Consider the following 15,391-nt stretch of genomic DNA (forward strand, 5'->3'; position numbering starts at 1 on the left):
AGAGTATAGCTTTTGTGGAGGTGTCTATTTGGTCGATTTATTAATAATCATGTTAGAAAGAGTCGGAACAATTATTGCAGTTGCCTTTATACTGACCAGATTACGCTTCTTTAAAAACTTGGTTCAACACGATAAATTGGATAACAAACAAGAACTTACAGCGATTTTATTTTTTGGATTATTTGGTATTGCGGGAACCTATTTAGGTGTTGCATTCAATACAGATACATTGGATTTTAATAGTATTTCGACAATGTTGACGCAGGATGAAGCACTTGCGAACTCGCGAGTTATCGGGGTTGTCGTTGCGGGTCTTTTAGGGGGATATCGCCTAGGAGTAGGAGCGGGGTTAATCGCGGGAATCCATCGAATGACTTTAGGTGGTTTTACTGGTTTTGCTTGTGGTATTTCAACCATTATTGCTGGAATCATAGCCAGTGCTTTTTATCGTAAAGGGAAAAATGTGAAACCGATTGTCGCATTTGGAATTGGTGCACTCGCTGAAGCGATGCAAATGAGTCTTATTCTTCTTTTTTCAAAACCATTCGAAAAAGCATTCGCACTGGTTGAAGTGATTGGCGTACCGATGATCTTAGCGAATGGTATTGGGGCGGCACTATTTCTGTTAATTGTCCACAATGTCATTAGTGATCAAGAAAAAGTAACTGCGCTTCAAGCACAAAAAACATTACGGATTGCCAACCAAACACTTGGTCATCTGCGAAAAGGCATGAATCATGCAACGGCATCAGCAGTCTGTAATATTCTATTCCATGAACTTAAACCAAGTGCTGTTGCACTAACAGACAACTCTCATATTGTTGCGCATGTCGGACTTGCGGATGATCACCATAAAGAAAACAGCCCAATTCAAACAGCTGAAACAAGAGAGGTGATTCAGAGCGGTCAGTTAAGCGTAGTTCATAAAGGAACAATTCATTGTGAAAGTGAAACATGTCCTTTAGGGGCAGCGGTCATCGCGCCGCTCATAAGTCGTGGTGTAACGATTGGAACGTTGAAATTATATTATCCATCTGAAAAGGCAATTACGGATATCAATATAGAGCTAATCTCAGGACTCAGTTCATTATTAAGCAATCAACTCGAACTTGCTGAAACAGATCATGCTTATCAATTGGCAAAAGAAGCTGAAATCAATGCCTTACAAGCGCAAATAAGTCCACATTTTCTATTTAATTCAATGAACATCATCGTGTCTTTAATTCGCACGGATCCTGACCAAGCTAGAAAGTTATTGACGTCATTGTCTTATTTCTTACGCCAAAATGTTACAGGCACAACCGTTTCTGAAGTCTCCTTGGAACAGGAGTTATCACATGTGACATCCTATTTGGAAATTATAGAAGCAAGATTTGTGGATAAATTGTCAATACAGTACAAAGTTGATCATAATCTATCCACTCAAATGATCCCGCCATTTACATTACAACCAATTGTAGAAAACGCTATCCACCACGGCATTAAAGACATGGAAAAAGGGAGTGTCATCATCGTGACGGTGCGAGAGCTGCCTCGTGAAATTGAAATTAAAGTAGAAGATAACGGGCAAGGAATTCATCCTGAGCGAATTCGTATTTTGGGTACTGAACAATTGGAATCTGAAACTGGGACTGGCGTCGGCTTATTCAATGTCAATCGGCGCTTAATCATGACGTTTGGGGAACAAGCCGGTTTGAAAATTGAAAGTGAAATTGGAAAAGGGACTACGATATCATTTCGAATCCCAAAATTGGAGGTGAATCCTTGATGCCGACAATCAGAACATTAATCGTCGATGATGAAAGGTATGCACGTGAAGAGTTAACTTATTTAGTTAGTAAATTTCCGAGCATTCACGTAGTAGGAGAGGCGGAAAATGGCGAATCTGCTATTTTACAAGCACTTAAGCTCAAACCAGACGTCGTATTTTTGGATGTTGAAATGCCGAAAATGAATGGAATGGAAGTGGCAAAATCATTAATGAGCATGAAAGAAGTGCCGCTTATCGTTTTTGCAACAGCTTATCCACAGTTTGCTGCAGAAGCTTTTCGGTTTAATGCCATTGACTATTTACTCAAACCCTATGATGTTGAGCAGTTAAGACAAACAATCAATAGAATTGAAAAAGAATTGTCTCTGCCATCAACAAAAGAGGAGCCTAGTACAATTGGGAAATTGGCTGTGGAAACAGATGGGGAGATTAATTATGTGTTAATCAGAGATATTATCTATATATACCGTGAAGATAATGTAACGAAAATTGTGACGGGGTCACGTCAATTCGATGTGAAATTTTCATTAAAAGAATTAGAAGACCGTTTAGTCCCTTTCTCTTTCTTTAGAATCCATAAAGGTTTTATTGTGAATTTAACTTATGTGAATCGATTAACGCCGTGGTTTAATGGGGCATTTCAACTTGAAATTGAAGGGCGAGAAGAGAAATTATCTGTTAGCCGTAATTACGTCAAAGAATTACGCCATCGTCTTGAGTTATAAGAAAGCGCGTTAATCCTTCATATCCACATGTTAACGTTCATTTTCGACATGTTGTAACAATTTTCATTTATAAATGAACACTTCCTATAGACTTAAGATAGCGATGGAAGTCGTGGAAAACACTTCTGAAAAGTAGAGTGTAAGCGTATTCAGAAAAAGGGGAATGGGAGCGTGTTTGACAAATGATTACTTTTTTAGTGTCGATCGTTATATTAATAGTGGCTTATTTTGTTTATGGTAAATTTGTCGAAAGAGTTTTCGATCCAATTGAATCGAGAAAGACGCCAGCTTATGCAAATGCCGATGGTGTAGACTACGTACCGATGAACAAGCATAAAAACGCATTGATTCAGTTATTGAATATAGCGGGAACAGGTCCGATTTTCGGTCCGATCATGGGGGCATTATTCGGTCCAGTTGCATTTTTATGGATTGTATTAGGGGCGATTTTTGCAGGAGCAACGCATGATTATTTAACAGGTATGATTTCAATTCGAAATCGTGGGGCGCATATACCTGAACTAGCCGGGAAATTCCTTGGTGCATTTTCTAGACATATTGTAAATATTTTCGCGTTATTATTACTTCTATTAGTAGGAACTGTATTTGTTACGACGCCAGCTTCACTATTAGCTATACTAGTTGATGGTAAAATTGCGCTGTGGATTATTATTGTCATTATTTTCATTTACTATTTCTTATCTACTATTTTACCGATTGATAAAATCATTGGTAGACTCTATCCGTATTTCGGAGCTGTTCTATTAATTGGTACTGTAGGTGTTGGTGGTGCGTTACTACTTTCGGATTATACAATTCCAGAGTTGACACTCCAAAATATGCATCCTGATAATTTACCGATTTTCCCGATTTTATTCTTCACAATTACTTGTGGTGCATTATCGGGTTTCCATGCAACACAATCACCGATTATTTCTAGAACGGTTGAAAAAGAATCGCAAGGTCGTTATGTATTTTACGGAATGATGATCGCTGAAGCAGTCATCGCTATGATCTGGGCAGCAGCTGCAATGAGTATGCTTGATGGACAAACATTAAGTGAATTCATTGCAACAGGTACACCTTCTGCGGTGGTAAATGAAGTTTCCATGACATTACTTGGAGCTGTTGGTGGAACGATTGCGGTATTAGGTGCGGTTGTCCTCCCAATTACATCTGGAGATACAGCATTCCGTGCGGCACGTTCAATCATTGCTGACTATTTAAAAATCGATCAAGGAAAAATGGTCAAACGTTTAGCGATTGCGATTCCATTATTTGTAGTCTCAGCATTGTTGACACAAATTGACTTCAATATTTTGTGGAGATACTTCTCTTGGGCGAACCAGGCCACGGCTGCAATCGCATTATGGATTGCGACAATGTATCTATTCATTAAAGGGAAAAACTACATTATTTCGCTTATACCAGCGCTGTTTATAACCTATATGGTTTTTGTCTATATATTAAATCAAAAAATTGGTTTGAATTTAGACTTGAATGTGTCCTATATTGTAGGGATTGTTCTAACAGTGATACTTGCGGTAATGTTCTTTATTAAAGCAGTGAATAATAAACGAAACAAAATTGAAACAGATATTCCGGTAGATTAAGATCAAAGAAATTGTTGTATGTCTATCTGAAAGTTTGGTAAACTTATTAGCAATAGATGGAAAATAAAGAATGCTACTCTACTTTTAACTAAGTAGAGTAGCATCTTTTTTGATTGCAGAAAATAGGTTAGTAAGATGGAGGAGGCGGGAAATGTCCGAAAATCAACAGGAAATTATGAAGAGGCTCGAGTATTTAGAAGAAGAAATGAAGCTGTTGAAAGCACAACAGGCACAGTTACTGGGGAAAAGTACACAAGTCGTCGAGGAAACTAAAACTTTTAGGCCACTAGAAAATCCTGTACAACAGGAAAAGGTGGCACTCGTAGCGAAACCTGTTAAAAAAGAATTTGATTTTGAGAAAGCGTTAAGTCAATGGCTTCCACGCGTATTCATGTTCATTTTACTGTTAGGCGTTCTTTGGGGGTTGAAAGTTGGAATGGACAACGGCTTCATTACAAATCCAGTCCGAATCGTTATGGGCTATGCGGGAACCGGTCTACTTTATTACTTTGGAATGAAATACTACGGGAAAAAGAACAAAGTGTTTGGCTTAACATTACTCGGCGGCTTTATCGCACTTGGAATTCTCACAACATTTGCAGCACATCATCTATATGGTTATTTTAGTTTTATAGTAGCATTTGTCATCGGCGTCGCTTATATTGCAGCGGGCTTATGGTTATCCGAGAAAACAAAATCAGAAACGCTAACCATTTTTTCGGCAATCGCAGGTTTTTTACTTCCATTCTTACTTGAAGGGGAGAGCGCGACGTCCATTCAATTTTGCGCATATATCCTAATTTTGTTCCTGTCCTTGTTTTATGTGACACTTAGACAAAAACACAAATACACTTTTTACATTTCATTTTTATTGTTCCATTTAACGCTGTTGACTTACGGTGTATTAAGCGGAGATGTCGGGGATGAACCAATCATTGTCGGCACTGTGATCATTCAACATATACTGCTACTAGCATTTTATTTGAAAGGGAAAATTGAGCGTCATGTGTTTACGGAAGCATTGATTTATTCGAATTTCGCATTAGCACTAGGTTGGATTAAAGTGCTGGCGCATAATCAAGAAATCCTCGTATACGGTCTTTTTGCAGCACTTTATGTCGCACTTTCTGTATTTTCATTCGTGAAAAAAGATAATTTACTGCAAGGTGTATTTTCCGCAGTGGCGATACTTGCGGTAAGTGCATTTGTTTTATCGTTTAATATGGAAAATGGCGAAACGAAAATTATTTTGTTGCTCATCAACGGAGCAGTGGGTTTATGGGTGGGCTTTCGTTATAAAACAAAAAGAACAATTGCTACGAGTTCGTTTATTTACATCGTGGCAGGCATGGCGGTTCTCGTAACAGAGATTTACGAATTTATGTCGTTGGAGAATTTGGCTTGGGTCGTGTTAATGCTGACACTGGCATTCATCTATTACACCGCTTATCAATTTCTTCCTACGAATTTAAAAGTGGATGTAAAGAGAATCGATCAAAGTTTAATTGTCGGACAGATTATTTTACTCTTTTATCTCATTAAACTAACGTCGATTACATTATCGAACTTTAAAATTGGTTTTGCGACAAGCGAGCATCTTCATTTACTTGTCATGATTATTGCAATTGGCGCGATGACACAGCTTTCTAAATGGGCAAGAGGGAAATATTTAGCCTACTCTGCGATAGTTCTTTATCTGTTTTTAGGGCTAATCACAATGGGCTTACGATTAGCGACTTATATTGAATATGAAAATTACTTACTAAATCTATCCGTAGAAATAATTTATCTCATTGGGCTCACCATCCTATTTATAGCAATCATGAAAGATAAGTTCATGATTAAACGAGCAGATTTTAAAGTTAAGCTTCCGATCCTAGCAATTATTATGCAAGCCGTTTACTTCATCTTTTTGAATAAATGGTTCCTAACATTTGTGCAGACGTACGAGTGGGATAGAGAATATATCCTCCTCGCGCACACATTCCTGTTATTCGCGTTTGCTTTTGCGTCAATTAGTATTGGCAGAAAACTTGGTTGGAAATACGTTAAATTCATCGGGGCAGGGTTAATCGTACTCTGTGTGTTGAAGTTGTTCATCATTGACCTGGGTGCTGTTTCGATACTCATACGGGCAATTCTATTCACAATTGTTGGGGTTGTCGGTTTGCTTTATTCGAAGACTTTTTTTAAAGAATAATTTTATCTTGGAAGGCATCTACTTACTAGTGGATGCCTTCTGTTATAAGATTCATTAGAACGAATGTGAAACTTCGATGGAAGTGAGAACGTATATAGGGATAAGAGAAAATTGAAGGAGGATTGTCTTATGAAAACATTTCCGAAAGGGATTCAGTTTTGTTATGAATGGCGATCCTATCAGAATCGAGTTTTAAACGAACTTGACACATATATGAAAGGGAAAAATCTTCACCTAGTTGCACCACCAGGATCTGGGAAGACGGTGCTTGGCCTTGAAGTGATGTTGCGGGTGAATAAAGCAACGTTAATCGTAGCACCGACACTAGCGATTAAACAACAATGGAAAGATCGATTTATAGCGTTATTCCTTTTGAATGAGAAGCCGGATTGGATTTCTATGGATATTAAGAATCCTAAGTTTATTACCATTACAACTTATCAATCCTTACATAGTATCTATAAAGATAATGATTTTCTTGACGAAGATGAAGATGAGCAAGTCGATGATGTTGAGCTGCAAGAAGAAGGGCCAATCGCCATAAGTGAAAGTGCGCTAATCCAACAGAAAATAAAAGCACTCGGTTTTGGCACGCTTATTTTAGATGAAGCCCATCATTTACGAACTGCTTGGTGGCATTCGATGATGCAAGTCCGCAACGAACTCCGAAACAGCTACGTAGTGTCGTTAACTGCCACACCGCCATTCGACGTTTCTGCTATGGAATGGCAGCGCTACATAGAATTATGCGGAACCATCGATATAGAAATTAGCGTCCCTGAATTAGTCAAAGCGAAAGAACTATGTCCGCACCAAGATTATGTTCATTTTTCAGCGCCTGAAGATGAGGAACTGAAAATGATTCTTCACTTTAGAGAGGAAGTACATGCATTTATCGAATCCTTTATTCATGACGAACGAAGTACGAATTTGCTGGAAAATCATCCGTGGATGATGGATCCTATGGAATATGTCGGTGAAATTTTAGAGCAACCAGCTTACTTTTCAAGCTTATTAATCTTCTTAAATCATGTTGGCAGCGACAGGCATTTGGAAGCCTTGCCCGTCGTCGGTGTGTCTGAAAAGGATATGCCGGCATTTTCAATCGAATGGTTGGAAGAGCTTTTAAATGGCATGTTATTCTCAGATCAACATATGACAAAGGATCCGGAATTCCGAAAAAATATTAAAAGTAAGCTAACACGAATGGGCGCAATCGAGCGGAAAAAGGTACGTTTACAATCTACCAGTGAAATGAATCGAAAATTGACGCAAAGTGTTTCGAAATTGAAAAGCATACGAGAAATTGTGAAATTCGAAAAGACATTACTGAAAGAGAAACTACGCATGGTCATTCTGACAGATTATATTCGATTGGCTGATCTCCCAAATCGCAAGGGAGATGAGTTGCCACTTACGCGTATCGGAGTCGTCCCTATTTTCGAAGTCATCCGGAGAAGTATGGGAGCGCAAGTTAAGGTTGCTGTATTAACTGGTTCACTCGTTATTATTCCAAAACATGCACAAAAACTTGTCGAAGAAATCGCAGTCCGCGAAGATTGTCAGTTAGTGTGGAAAGAACTTGCGCATGATCCTACTTTCATTCGCACGGAGTTGACTGCCGGAAATCGACAAAAAGTCGTTTCAATTTTGACTGAAGTGTTTACAAAAGGTGAAATCGACGTACTGATTGGCACTGCGGCACTGCTCGGCGAAGGGTGGGATGCTCCGTCTGTCAATTCGCTCATTATGGCGTCTTATGTCGGCTCATTTATGCAGTCCAATCAAATGCGCGGACGAGCGATTCGGGTGGACCGCAATAATCCGGAAAAAACATCATCAATCTGGCATCTAGTTTGTGTAAATCGTGATATAGAGGATATGGGCTATGATTACGATTTACTTGAAAGACGTTTTCGTTCACTTGTCGGGGTAGGCGTTGAAAAAGACGTCATTGAAACAGGAATCACTCGCTTAAGGTTGGATCAGCCTATTTTCACACCTGAAAAAATTGGGATCATGAATGAAAAAACATTTACGAGGTCTTCCAAGCGCGACGGATTGTTTGTGAGATGGGCACGAGCGATTTCTAATGGAAGGGAAATGACAGAAGAAATTGTGGCGGATAGAAAATCATGGCCACGACCATTTTTCTTGCAACACTCTTTAAGGGGATTATTATGGTTGGCTGGGTTTACGATAATGGGCGGAATTGTCGATGCCGCTAAGATTCTATGGCGGTTCGATGGCGTAACAATCGGTATCGGTGTGTTTTACGGAATGATTCTTGGTATTCTGTTTGGATTGCCTTCAGTGTTCCGGGTAGGTAAACTCTATTTTAGGCATCCTTCGGTTGAATCGAGCATGAAAGAAATCGGAGAGGCGCTCTATGTTTCGTTGCATCATGCAAAACTAGTTCGCACGCCATATCGAAAAGACATGATTCATGTCACAAACGATGGATTTGGCGAATATACCTGTTGGTTAGTGGACGGAACAACGCATGATAAAAATGTCTTTATGAAGGCATTAAAAGAATTTATTGATCCAATCGAAAATCCTAGATACCTACTCGTTCGACAAGCGGGTAAAGTGATTAAACGAAAAGACGTTCATGCAGTCCCACAAGAATTAGGTCGAAAAAAAGAGCATGCTGAGTTTTTGCAAACAGAGTGGAAAAAACGTGTTGGTAAAGCAGAACTGATTTACACACGGACATTTGATGGAAGAAAAGAGCTTCTGTCTGCAAGATTGACAGCTTTGTCAGGGGCTTTTGTTGAGAAGGCGGATCGGATTAGTGGTTGGCGATAAGTAATTGTGTAAGAAGTACAGATGAATTGTCTCTGTGCTTCTTTTATATATATATTGTGTAATATATATATTTCCTAATGTCGGGTATAATTGACATTAAAGTTCACACTTACTATGATGTAATTAATAGGAGGAATTGCGATGAAGAAAAATCTACGATTAAAGGCGGCACGCGGAGCAAAAGATTTATCGCAAGCTAAATTGGCTGATCTTGTTGGGGTTACACGTCAGACAATGAATGCAATCGAAAATGGAGATTATAACCCTTCATTGAATCTTTGTATCGCAATTTGCAAAGCACTCAATTTAACATTGAATGATTTATTTTGGGAGGAATGAAAAATGAAAAACACACGATATGATGAGTTTCAAATTGCAAATAGGCATCGAATTGCGTTTCAATCATTCATAATGGTTTTGATATTGATAGGTATTAACGGCTATGTTAAAGCGGGTTATGGTGTATGGGCCTCCCCTTTTCTGGAGTCATTTATATTGATTTGGATTCCTGGTATGTACTTTGCAGTGATGTCGATTGCTAAAAATGCCTATTTTAGTAAGAATGATTACCCGATTTTCATTGCAGTATTATTGGGATTGGCTGCAACAATGGGGATTTTTTCGACCGTTCCATTTATTTTCAATGAGGATTTTTCTTTGAGTGAAAATGGTCAGGTAAGTGATCGGATTATGGGTTTGCTAATAGCGATTATTTCTGGGGGAATGGGCGTAGCGTTGATCGGTCGAAGAGTTATTAATAAGCGAGTTGAAGAAGTTGAGTGAAGAATAATTTTTTCTTTGGGGACATTTAGGGCTGTTTGTCGGTACTCTCAAGATTAGTGCATAGGAAAATATAAACTTTTGATTTCCTCGACAATGAAGTTTGGCGCTACTTCTTATAGTAAAATATAAACCTCATTTTAGATATTATAAAATCATTCGTCAAACGAAACAAATGAGAATTTGAAACTTTCTCACCTATTAATACGTATAATGGTTATAATAGAAAGAAATTACCGAAAAATAATTTAAAATTATTTGGAGGAAAATAGGTCTCAGGTCGTAGATATTCCCCAACCAAAGCCGGTTTATTTCTGGGGCAGGACAGGGCATAATTAATCTAGACACTAAGCAATAGGGGGCACTACTGCTTCTTGCGAAGGGAAAGTAGGGAGGATTGCCATGGGGAAAAAGACAATATACATCGTGCTAACGGATACAGGGACTTTATTATCTAAAGCAATAGGAATGTATACGCGAAAAGATCTTAATCATGCGTCGATCGCTTTTGACGACAAGTTGACTGAGGTGTATAGTTTCGGTCGCAAACAACGCCACAATCCATTTATAGGTGGTTTTGTGAAAGAGAATGTAACAGAAGGAATTTTTGAACATGCCGATTGTGCGATATATAGTTATGAAGTAACAGCCGAGGAATATTTAAAGATGCGTGTGAAAATCGGTCAAATTGAACAGATGAAGGAATTTTATAAGTATAATTTTATAGGTCTATTCGCAGTTGCGGTTAACAGAGAATTGCCGCGGAAACATGCATTCTTTTGTTCCCAATTTGTCGCTACAATTGTAAATGAGAGCGGCATACAAATGTTTGCCGTACCACCAAATTTAGTACAGCCTCATCATTTTTCACAATTAAAATGTTTGAAACGTGTTTATGAAGGAAACTTGCAATCATATATAAATAAAGTTAGAGACATCGAAGATAAGCCGATTATTGCTCATCGCATGGGCATGTGGCGACACTTAGCTGTCCGTATATTATCATAATAATAAAAGCTTCTTTCCAGGAAGCTTTTTCATTTTCGCAATTTTAACGAAAACATGCGATAATGGGAAAAACGATTGAATGGATGAAAACATGACAAAAACAATTAATTTACAACTAAACGCAAAAAGTATTTCTGACATAAAAAAAGGCTACCCATTAATTCTCAAAGAGGCCGTTTTGAATCCAGACGCACTTAAGGATGAAGGAAGCGTTATCCGACTGGTAGACCGCAACTTTCGATTTGTTGCAAAGGGCTATTACGGCGAGCAGAATAAAGGGATTGGCTGGGTGCTTACAAAAAATGAAAACGAAGAAATTAACTTCGAATTCTTTGAAGTAAAGATTAGAAGAGCCTTTGAACGCCGTGAGTCTTTCTTTGAAGATCCAATCACAACGGCTTTTCGGGTATTCAACGGCGAAGGCGATGGAATTGGCGGCTTAACGATTGATTATTTCGATGGTTTTTTCATGGTGAGTTGGTACAGTGCTGGAATTTACTCGCTTAAACACCATGTCTACGGAGTTCTTGAAAAAATCGTTGACTACAAAGGAATTTACGAGAAGAAGCGTTTTGACACAAAAGGTCAATACATCGAACAAGATGATTTTGTAAGAGGCGAACAAGGAGATTTCCCAATCATCGTCAAAGAAAATGGTATGAACTTCGCCGTGGACTTAAATGACGGTGCAATGACAGGCGTCTTCCTCGATCAACGTGATGTTCGCAAAGCAATTCGCGAAAACTATTCTGATGGAAAAAATGTTTTAAACACATTTTCTTATACTGGTGCCTTTTCAGTTGCTGCTCTACATGGCGGTGCTTTAAAAACAACAAATATTGACTTGGCCAGCCGGAGCGAAGCGAAAACAATTGAACAGTTAAGTGTGAATGGATTTGATTATGATCAACAAGAAATTCGTGTCATGGACGTGTTCGATTACTTCCGTTATGCGAAACGCCATGAATTGAAATTCGATTTGGTTATCCTTGATCCGCCGAGCTTTGCACGCTCGAAAAAATACACATTTAGTACGGCTAAAAATTATCCTGAACTATTGATGGATGCTATCGCAATTACAGAGAAAAATGGAATTATCGTCGCATCTACGAACAACGCGAGCTTCGGTATGAAGCGATTCAAAACGTTTATTGAAAAAGCCTTTACCGATTCTGGCTCAAAATATAAAATTCTCGAAGAGTCTTCATTACCAAAAGATTTCCGCACGAATCGAGATTACCCAGAGTTCAACTACTTAAAAGTCGTTATTCTACAGAAAACGAAATAATTTAAATGTCGCACTGGGAATTATCCCGGTGTGACTTTTTTTACATATAGATATAAGGTTCGGAGGGGAAACAGTGACGGAGGCTATATTACACGGTATTATCCTTGCATTTGGACTTATTATTCCGTTAGGTGTACAAAATGTTTTCGTTTTCAATCAAGGCGTACTTCAACCAAAGTTTTCTAAGGCACTACCCGTCGTTATAACTGCCGGAATTTGTGACACAATCCTCATTGTCGCCGCGGTTTCGGGTGTGTCACTACTTGTTCTGACGTTTGCTTGGCTCGAAAATATTATATTCAGCATCGGAATCGTTTTCCTTCTTTATATGGGATTTGTTTTATGGAGGACGACTATTTCGACAACTGAAATTGTAGAGAAGACGTTTTCAATGAAAAGGCAAATTATCTTCGCGGTGTCTGTTTCTCTCTTAAATCCTCACGCAATTCTGGATACAATCGGTGTCATCGGTACGAATTCATTAAGCTACTCAGGTGATATTCGAGTCGCATTCGCACTTGCGACTATTATTGTATCGTGGCTATGGTTTTTAGGACTTGCCTTAGCTGGACGCTATTTTGGTAAGTTGGATCGAACTGGAAACCTGATGGCATTATTAAATAAAGTATCAGCCCTAGTCGTCTGGGCAGTGGCGATTTTTATGGCGATTCGACTGATGGAGAACATTGGTTAGTCACAAAGGAGATCCGCACTGGGGAGTATAACTAGTGCGGATTTTTCCATTCCTATTAAAGCCCATCGAGTTCTTCATTCAATTTCTGCGCCTGTTTTCTGAAATGCAGGTAGAAGGCAGTCCAAAATACTGAATAGAAAGCAATGAATATTGCTAACATAACTAGTAAGCTTTTCATGGTAAATGGAATCCAACCAATTCCAAATGCAAGTATGAAATAAGCAACAACAACTGTCACAAAATGCAATGCAGTTTGTTGAGAGAGTCGTAATTTAGTATTCTCAAAGTAAAGTGGACTCACTGTGAAAAACCAACCGCAAAATATAGATCCTAGTGAGTTTTTCATGAAAATTTGTCCATCAAGCATTTCTTGATTGCCAAAATAGACGACGGAATTTGTCACGACAACAGCAAGAAATGCGCCAAAGAAAATCCCAACCATGCTTCTAAATAAAAAGGTCTTCACACGTTTTTCCTCCTATTTACTTTTAGTGCTTCTTTTATGGTATTTACGTATGTTCGCGACACATATTCTTTCGCGCCGGATTTAAAATATACGCAAAGTGTGCCGTTAAACGATGCTTCGAAGCGGCTCAATTCATGAAGATTTGCGATAACCGACTTCGATAGCCGAATGAATTTCGCTGCAGGAAGAATTTCCTCTAGTTCATACAACTTCTCCCTTAATTTAAATGACCCATCAGACGTTACGGCGACAACGCCATCTTTTTCTGTGTGAAAATAATGGATGTCGCCTGGCTTCATAATATGTTGCATTTCCCCATCTTTTCCGACTAGGAACTCTGTTTCTCTACCTTTTATAAAATCAAGAATTTCCTGTACAGAATTATCCAATTCAGGCGTTTCAATCGTCACTTTAGTTTCTATATAATCACTATCAATCATTAAAGATACTTTCATTTCAGACACCTCTCTTGACATTAGTGTATCTGTTTAGATGACAATTGTCTTTAGGAAATCCGTCTTTTATTTGAGAATTGAATGATGATTAGTGCAACGATTACTAGACTAGCAATGTAACCGATGGAAATGAGCGTTCCGTTATTGAATGTTAACTGTTCATTCCAAATTGAGATGAATAAATTATTCATGTGGTAGAGCGGATTAATTTCAGCAATTACTTGAACAAACTTTGGCATCATGCTGATTGGCATTGCGAATCCTCCTGTAAAGATAACAATTTGAAAAATGACGATTGAAAACACAAGTGCGGCATTCATACTTTTAAATAAAGAATAGATAGCCGAGGAAATGATAAGTAATACGGCATTCAGTATGATGAAAAACCCGTAAGCGCCAAGAATTCGTACTGGCTCGAATACTAAATTGTAAACGAGCATACCAATGATGAAGACTAGGAAAAAACCGATACTTGTAATGATAATTGATTTCAAAATCGCTGAAAGTAGCAACATTTTTTGCGGTACAGGTGAAAGACTGATGCGCCTTTCGACGCCGGTTGTACGGTTCATCACTTGGTCGAATCCGAAAGCAAAAAAGATGACGCCGAATGTGATTAGTAAGATGAATGAAGGTGTATACGTTTCTGCATAACTAAGATTACCCACGTAAGTCTGATCTCCGAATAATTGCCCCATGAAAAGATAGGTTGCGGGCGGGATGATAATCGTGAAAATCATGTAAAACAATTCTCTGGAAAACATAAGTAAGTCATACTTTAACTGTATCGCTAACATTTAAATTCCCCCTCAGATAGTTACTTTCGTAAGATAAAATTCATTGATGGATTTATATCCAAGTCCTAAAATACCTTCCGTCGTATCAAACACTTCATTGATACCATTATTGATAAGCATTACCTTGTCGCAGTACAATTCGATTTCATCCATATTATGGGTCGTCAGAATGACAGTCCCACCAGTTCTCTTGTTGTAATCGGTAATGTAGGACCAGAGAATATTGCGCATATGCGGATCCAATCCAGTTGTCGGCTCATCTAAAATCAGCAGCTTTGGTTGTGATAAAAATGCGATGGCCAAACTGACAATTTGCTTCCAACCACCAGACAACTTATCGAAATACTTTTTACGGTGGGGTTCCAATTTGAAATCGGTGATGATTTTTTCAATATCAATTGGCGATTTGTAATAAGCTTTGAATAATTTTAGTAGTTCTCCGACTTTTAACGTTTTGTAAAACTGGGTCGGTTGTAGGACAACGGAGATTTGTTTCCGCATGCGTTCAAGTTTATTTGTTGAAAGTGATTTAAGGTCTTCATTAAATACGGTAACGTTCCCAGTGTCATAGTTTCTAACGGTCATAAGAATTTCTAGAAATGTTGACTTGCCTGCCCCGTTTTTTCCGATAACGCCGATGACTTCTCCCGCGCTTGCTTGAAAATCCAATCCTTTTAACACTTCATTTTTTCCATATGTTTTTTGCAGGTTACTAACACTTACGATTGTCATTGTAACGCCTCCAATTGAATGTTCTTTGTAACCAAAGTATATGGGTTATTT

The 15,391-nt window shown here is 38.5% G+C and carries 14 protein-coding genes; 10 read left to right on the forward strand and 4 right to left on the reverse strand.

What is annotated here, in order from left to right; all coding sequences use genetic code 11:
- The first annotated feature begins 28 nt into the window (after positions 1 to 28).
- The 10 genes from AC25Y1_RS18200 (at position 29) to AC25Y1_RS18245 (ending at position 12,890) form a co-directional block, all read left to right on the forward strand.
- Positions 29 to 1,768, forward strand: a complete 1,740-nt coding sequence (locus AC25Y1_RS18200) for a LytS/YhcK type 5TM receptor domain-containing protein (RefSeq protein WP_488149427.1) — start codon at positions 29 to 31, stop codon at positions 1,766 to 1,768.
- Entirely contained in the window at positions 1,765 to 2,496 is a 732-nt protein-coding gene (locus tag AC25Y1_RS18205; protein WP_488149428.1) for a LytR/AlgR family response regulator transcription factor, read from the forward strand. The genes AC25Y1_RS18200 and AC25Y1_RS18205 overlap by 4 nt, the downstream gene beginning before the upstream one ends.
- A 182-nt stretch (positions 2,497 to 2,678) precedes the next feature.
- Complete coding sequence (locus AC25Y1_RS18210; RefSeq protein ID WP_488149429.1) at positions 2,679 to 4,109, forward strand: carbon starvation CstA family protein; 1,431 nt, start codon at positions 2,679 to 2,681, stop codon at positions 4,107 to 4,109.
- Positions 4,110 to 4,260: 151 nt separating this feature from the next.
- The gene (locus tag AC25Y1_RS18215; RefSeq protein WP_488149430.1) at positions 4,261 to 6,309 is read left to right on the forward strand and encodes a DUF2339 domain-containing protein; all 2,049 of its coding nucleotides are present in this window, start codon (positions 4,261 to 4,263) and stop codon (positions 6,307 to 6,309) included.
- A 129-nt stretch (positions 6,310 to 6,438) separates the two neighbouring features.
- Positions 6,439 to 9,120: a DEAD/DEAH box helicase family protein gene (locus tag AC25Y1_RS18220; RefSeq protein WP_488149431.1), complete on the forward strand. Its 2,682-nt coding sequence runs from the start codon at positions 6,439 to 6,441 to the stop codon at positions 9,118 to 9,120.
- A 141-nt stretch (positions 9,121 to 9,261) separates the two neighbouring features.
- Positions 9,262 to 9,459, forward strand: a complete 198-nt coding sequence (locus AC25Y1_RS18225) for a helix-turn-helix transcriptional regulator (RefSeq protein WP_488149432.1) — start codon at positions 9,262 to 9,264, stop codon at positions 9,457 to 9,459.
- 3 nt (positions 9,460 to 9,462) lie between these two features.
- The gene (locus tag AC25Y1_RS18230; RefSeq protein WP_488149433.1) at positions 9,463 to 9,903 is read left to right on the forward strand and encodes a hypothetical protein; all 441 of its coding nucleotides are present in this window, start codon (positions 9,463 to 9,465) and stop codon (positions 9,901 to 9,903) included.
- 399 nt (positions 9,904 to 10,302) lie between these two features.
- Entirely contained in the window at positions 10,303 to 10,908 is a 606-nt protein-coding gene (locus AC25Y1_RS18235; RefSeq protein WP_488149434.1) for a hypothetical protein, read from the forward strand.
- A 91-nt stretch (positions 10,909 to 10,999) separates the two neighbouring features.
- Positions 11,000 to 12,196 carry a class I SAM-dependent rRNA methyltransferase gene (locus AC25Y1_RS18240; RefSeq protein ID WP_488149465.1) on the forward strand — a complete coding sequence of 399 codons (1,197 nt, stop codon included), beginning with the start codon at positions 11,000 to 11,002 and terminating at the stop codon, positions 12,194 to 12,196.
- Between the two features lie 73 nt (positions 12,197 to 12,269).
- Positions 12,270 to 12,890, forward strand: a complete 621-nt coding sequence (locus tag AC25Y1_RS18245; protein WP_488149435.1) for a LysE/ArgO family amino acid transporter — start codon at positions 12,270 to 12,272, stop codon at positions 12,888 to 12,890.
- Positions 12,891 to 12,945: 55 nt separating this feature from the next.
- Here the strand turns inward: AC25Y1_RS18245 and AC25Y1_RS18250 are convergent, their stop codons facing one another.
- Genes AC25Y1_RS18250 through AC25Y1_RS18265 form a run of 4 tightly spaced genes read right to left on the reverse strand, consistent with a single transcriptional unit; the run spans position 12,946 to position 15,340 of the window.
- Entirely contained in the window at positions 12,946 to 13,356 is a 411-nt protein-coding gene (locus tag AC25Y1_RS18250; protein WP_488149436.1) for a DUF3021 domain-containing protein, read from the reverse strand.
- Positions 13,353 to 13,811 carry a LytTR family DNA-binding domain-containing protein gene (locus tag AC25Y1_RS18255; RefSeq protein WP_488149437.1) on the reverse strand — a complete coding sequence of 153 codons (459 nt, stop codon included), beginning with the start codon at positions 13,809 to 13,811 and terminating at the stop codon, positions 13,353 to 13,355. Before AC25Y1_RS18255 ends, AC25Y1_RS18250 begins: the two co-directional genes overlap by 4 nt.
- Positions 13,812 to 13,861: 50 nt before the next feature.
- Positions 13,862 to 14,608 (reverse strand): ABC transporter permease, encoded by a 747-nt coding sequence (locus tag AC25Y1_RS18260; protein ID WP_488149438.1) that lies wholly within the window; start codon positions 14,606 to 14,608, stop codon positions 13,862 to 13,864.
- A 12-nt stretch (positions 14,609 to 14,620) separates the two neighbouring features.
- Entirely contained in the window at positions 14,621 to 15,340 is a 720-nt protein-coding gene (locus tag AC25Y1_RS18265; protein ID WP_488149439.1) for an ABC transporter ATP-binding protein, read from the reverse strand.
- Positions 15,341 to 15,391 lie beyond the last annotated feature (51 nt).

It is taken from the genome of Sporosarcina sp. Y1009, assembly GCF_057669865.1.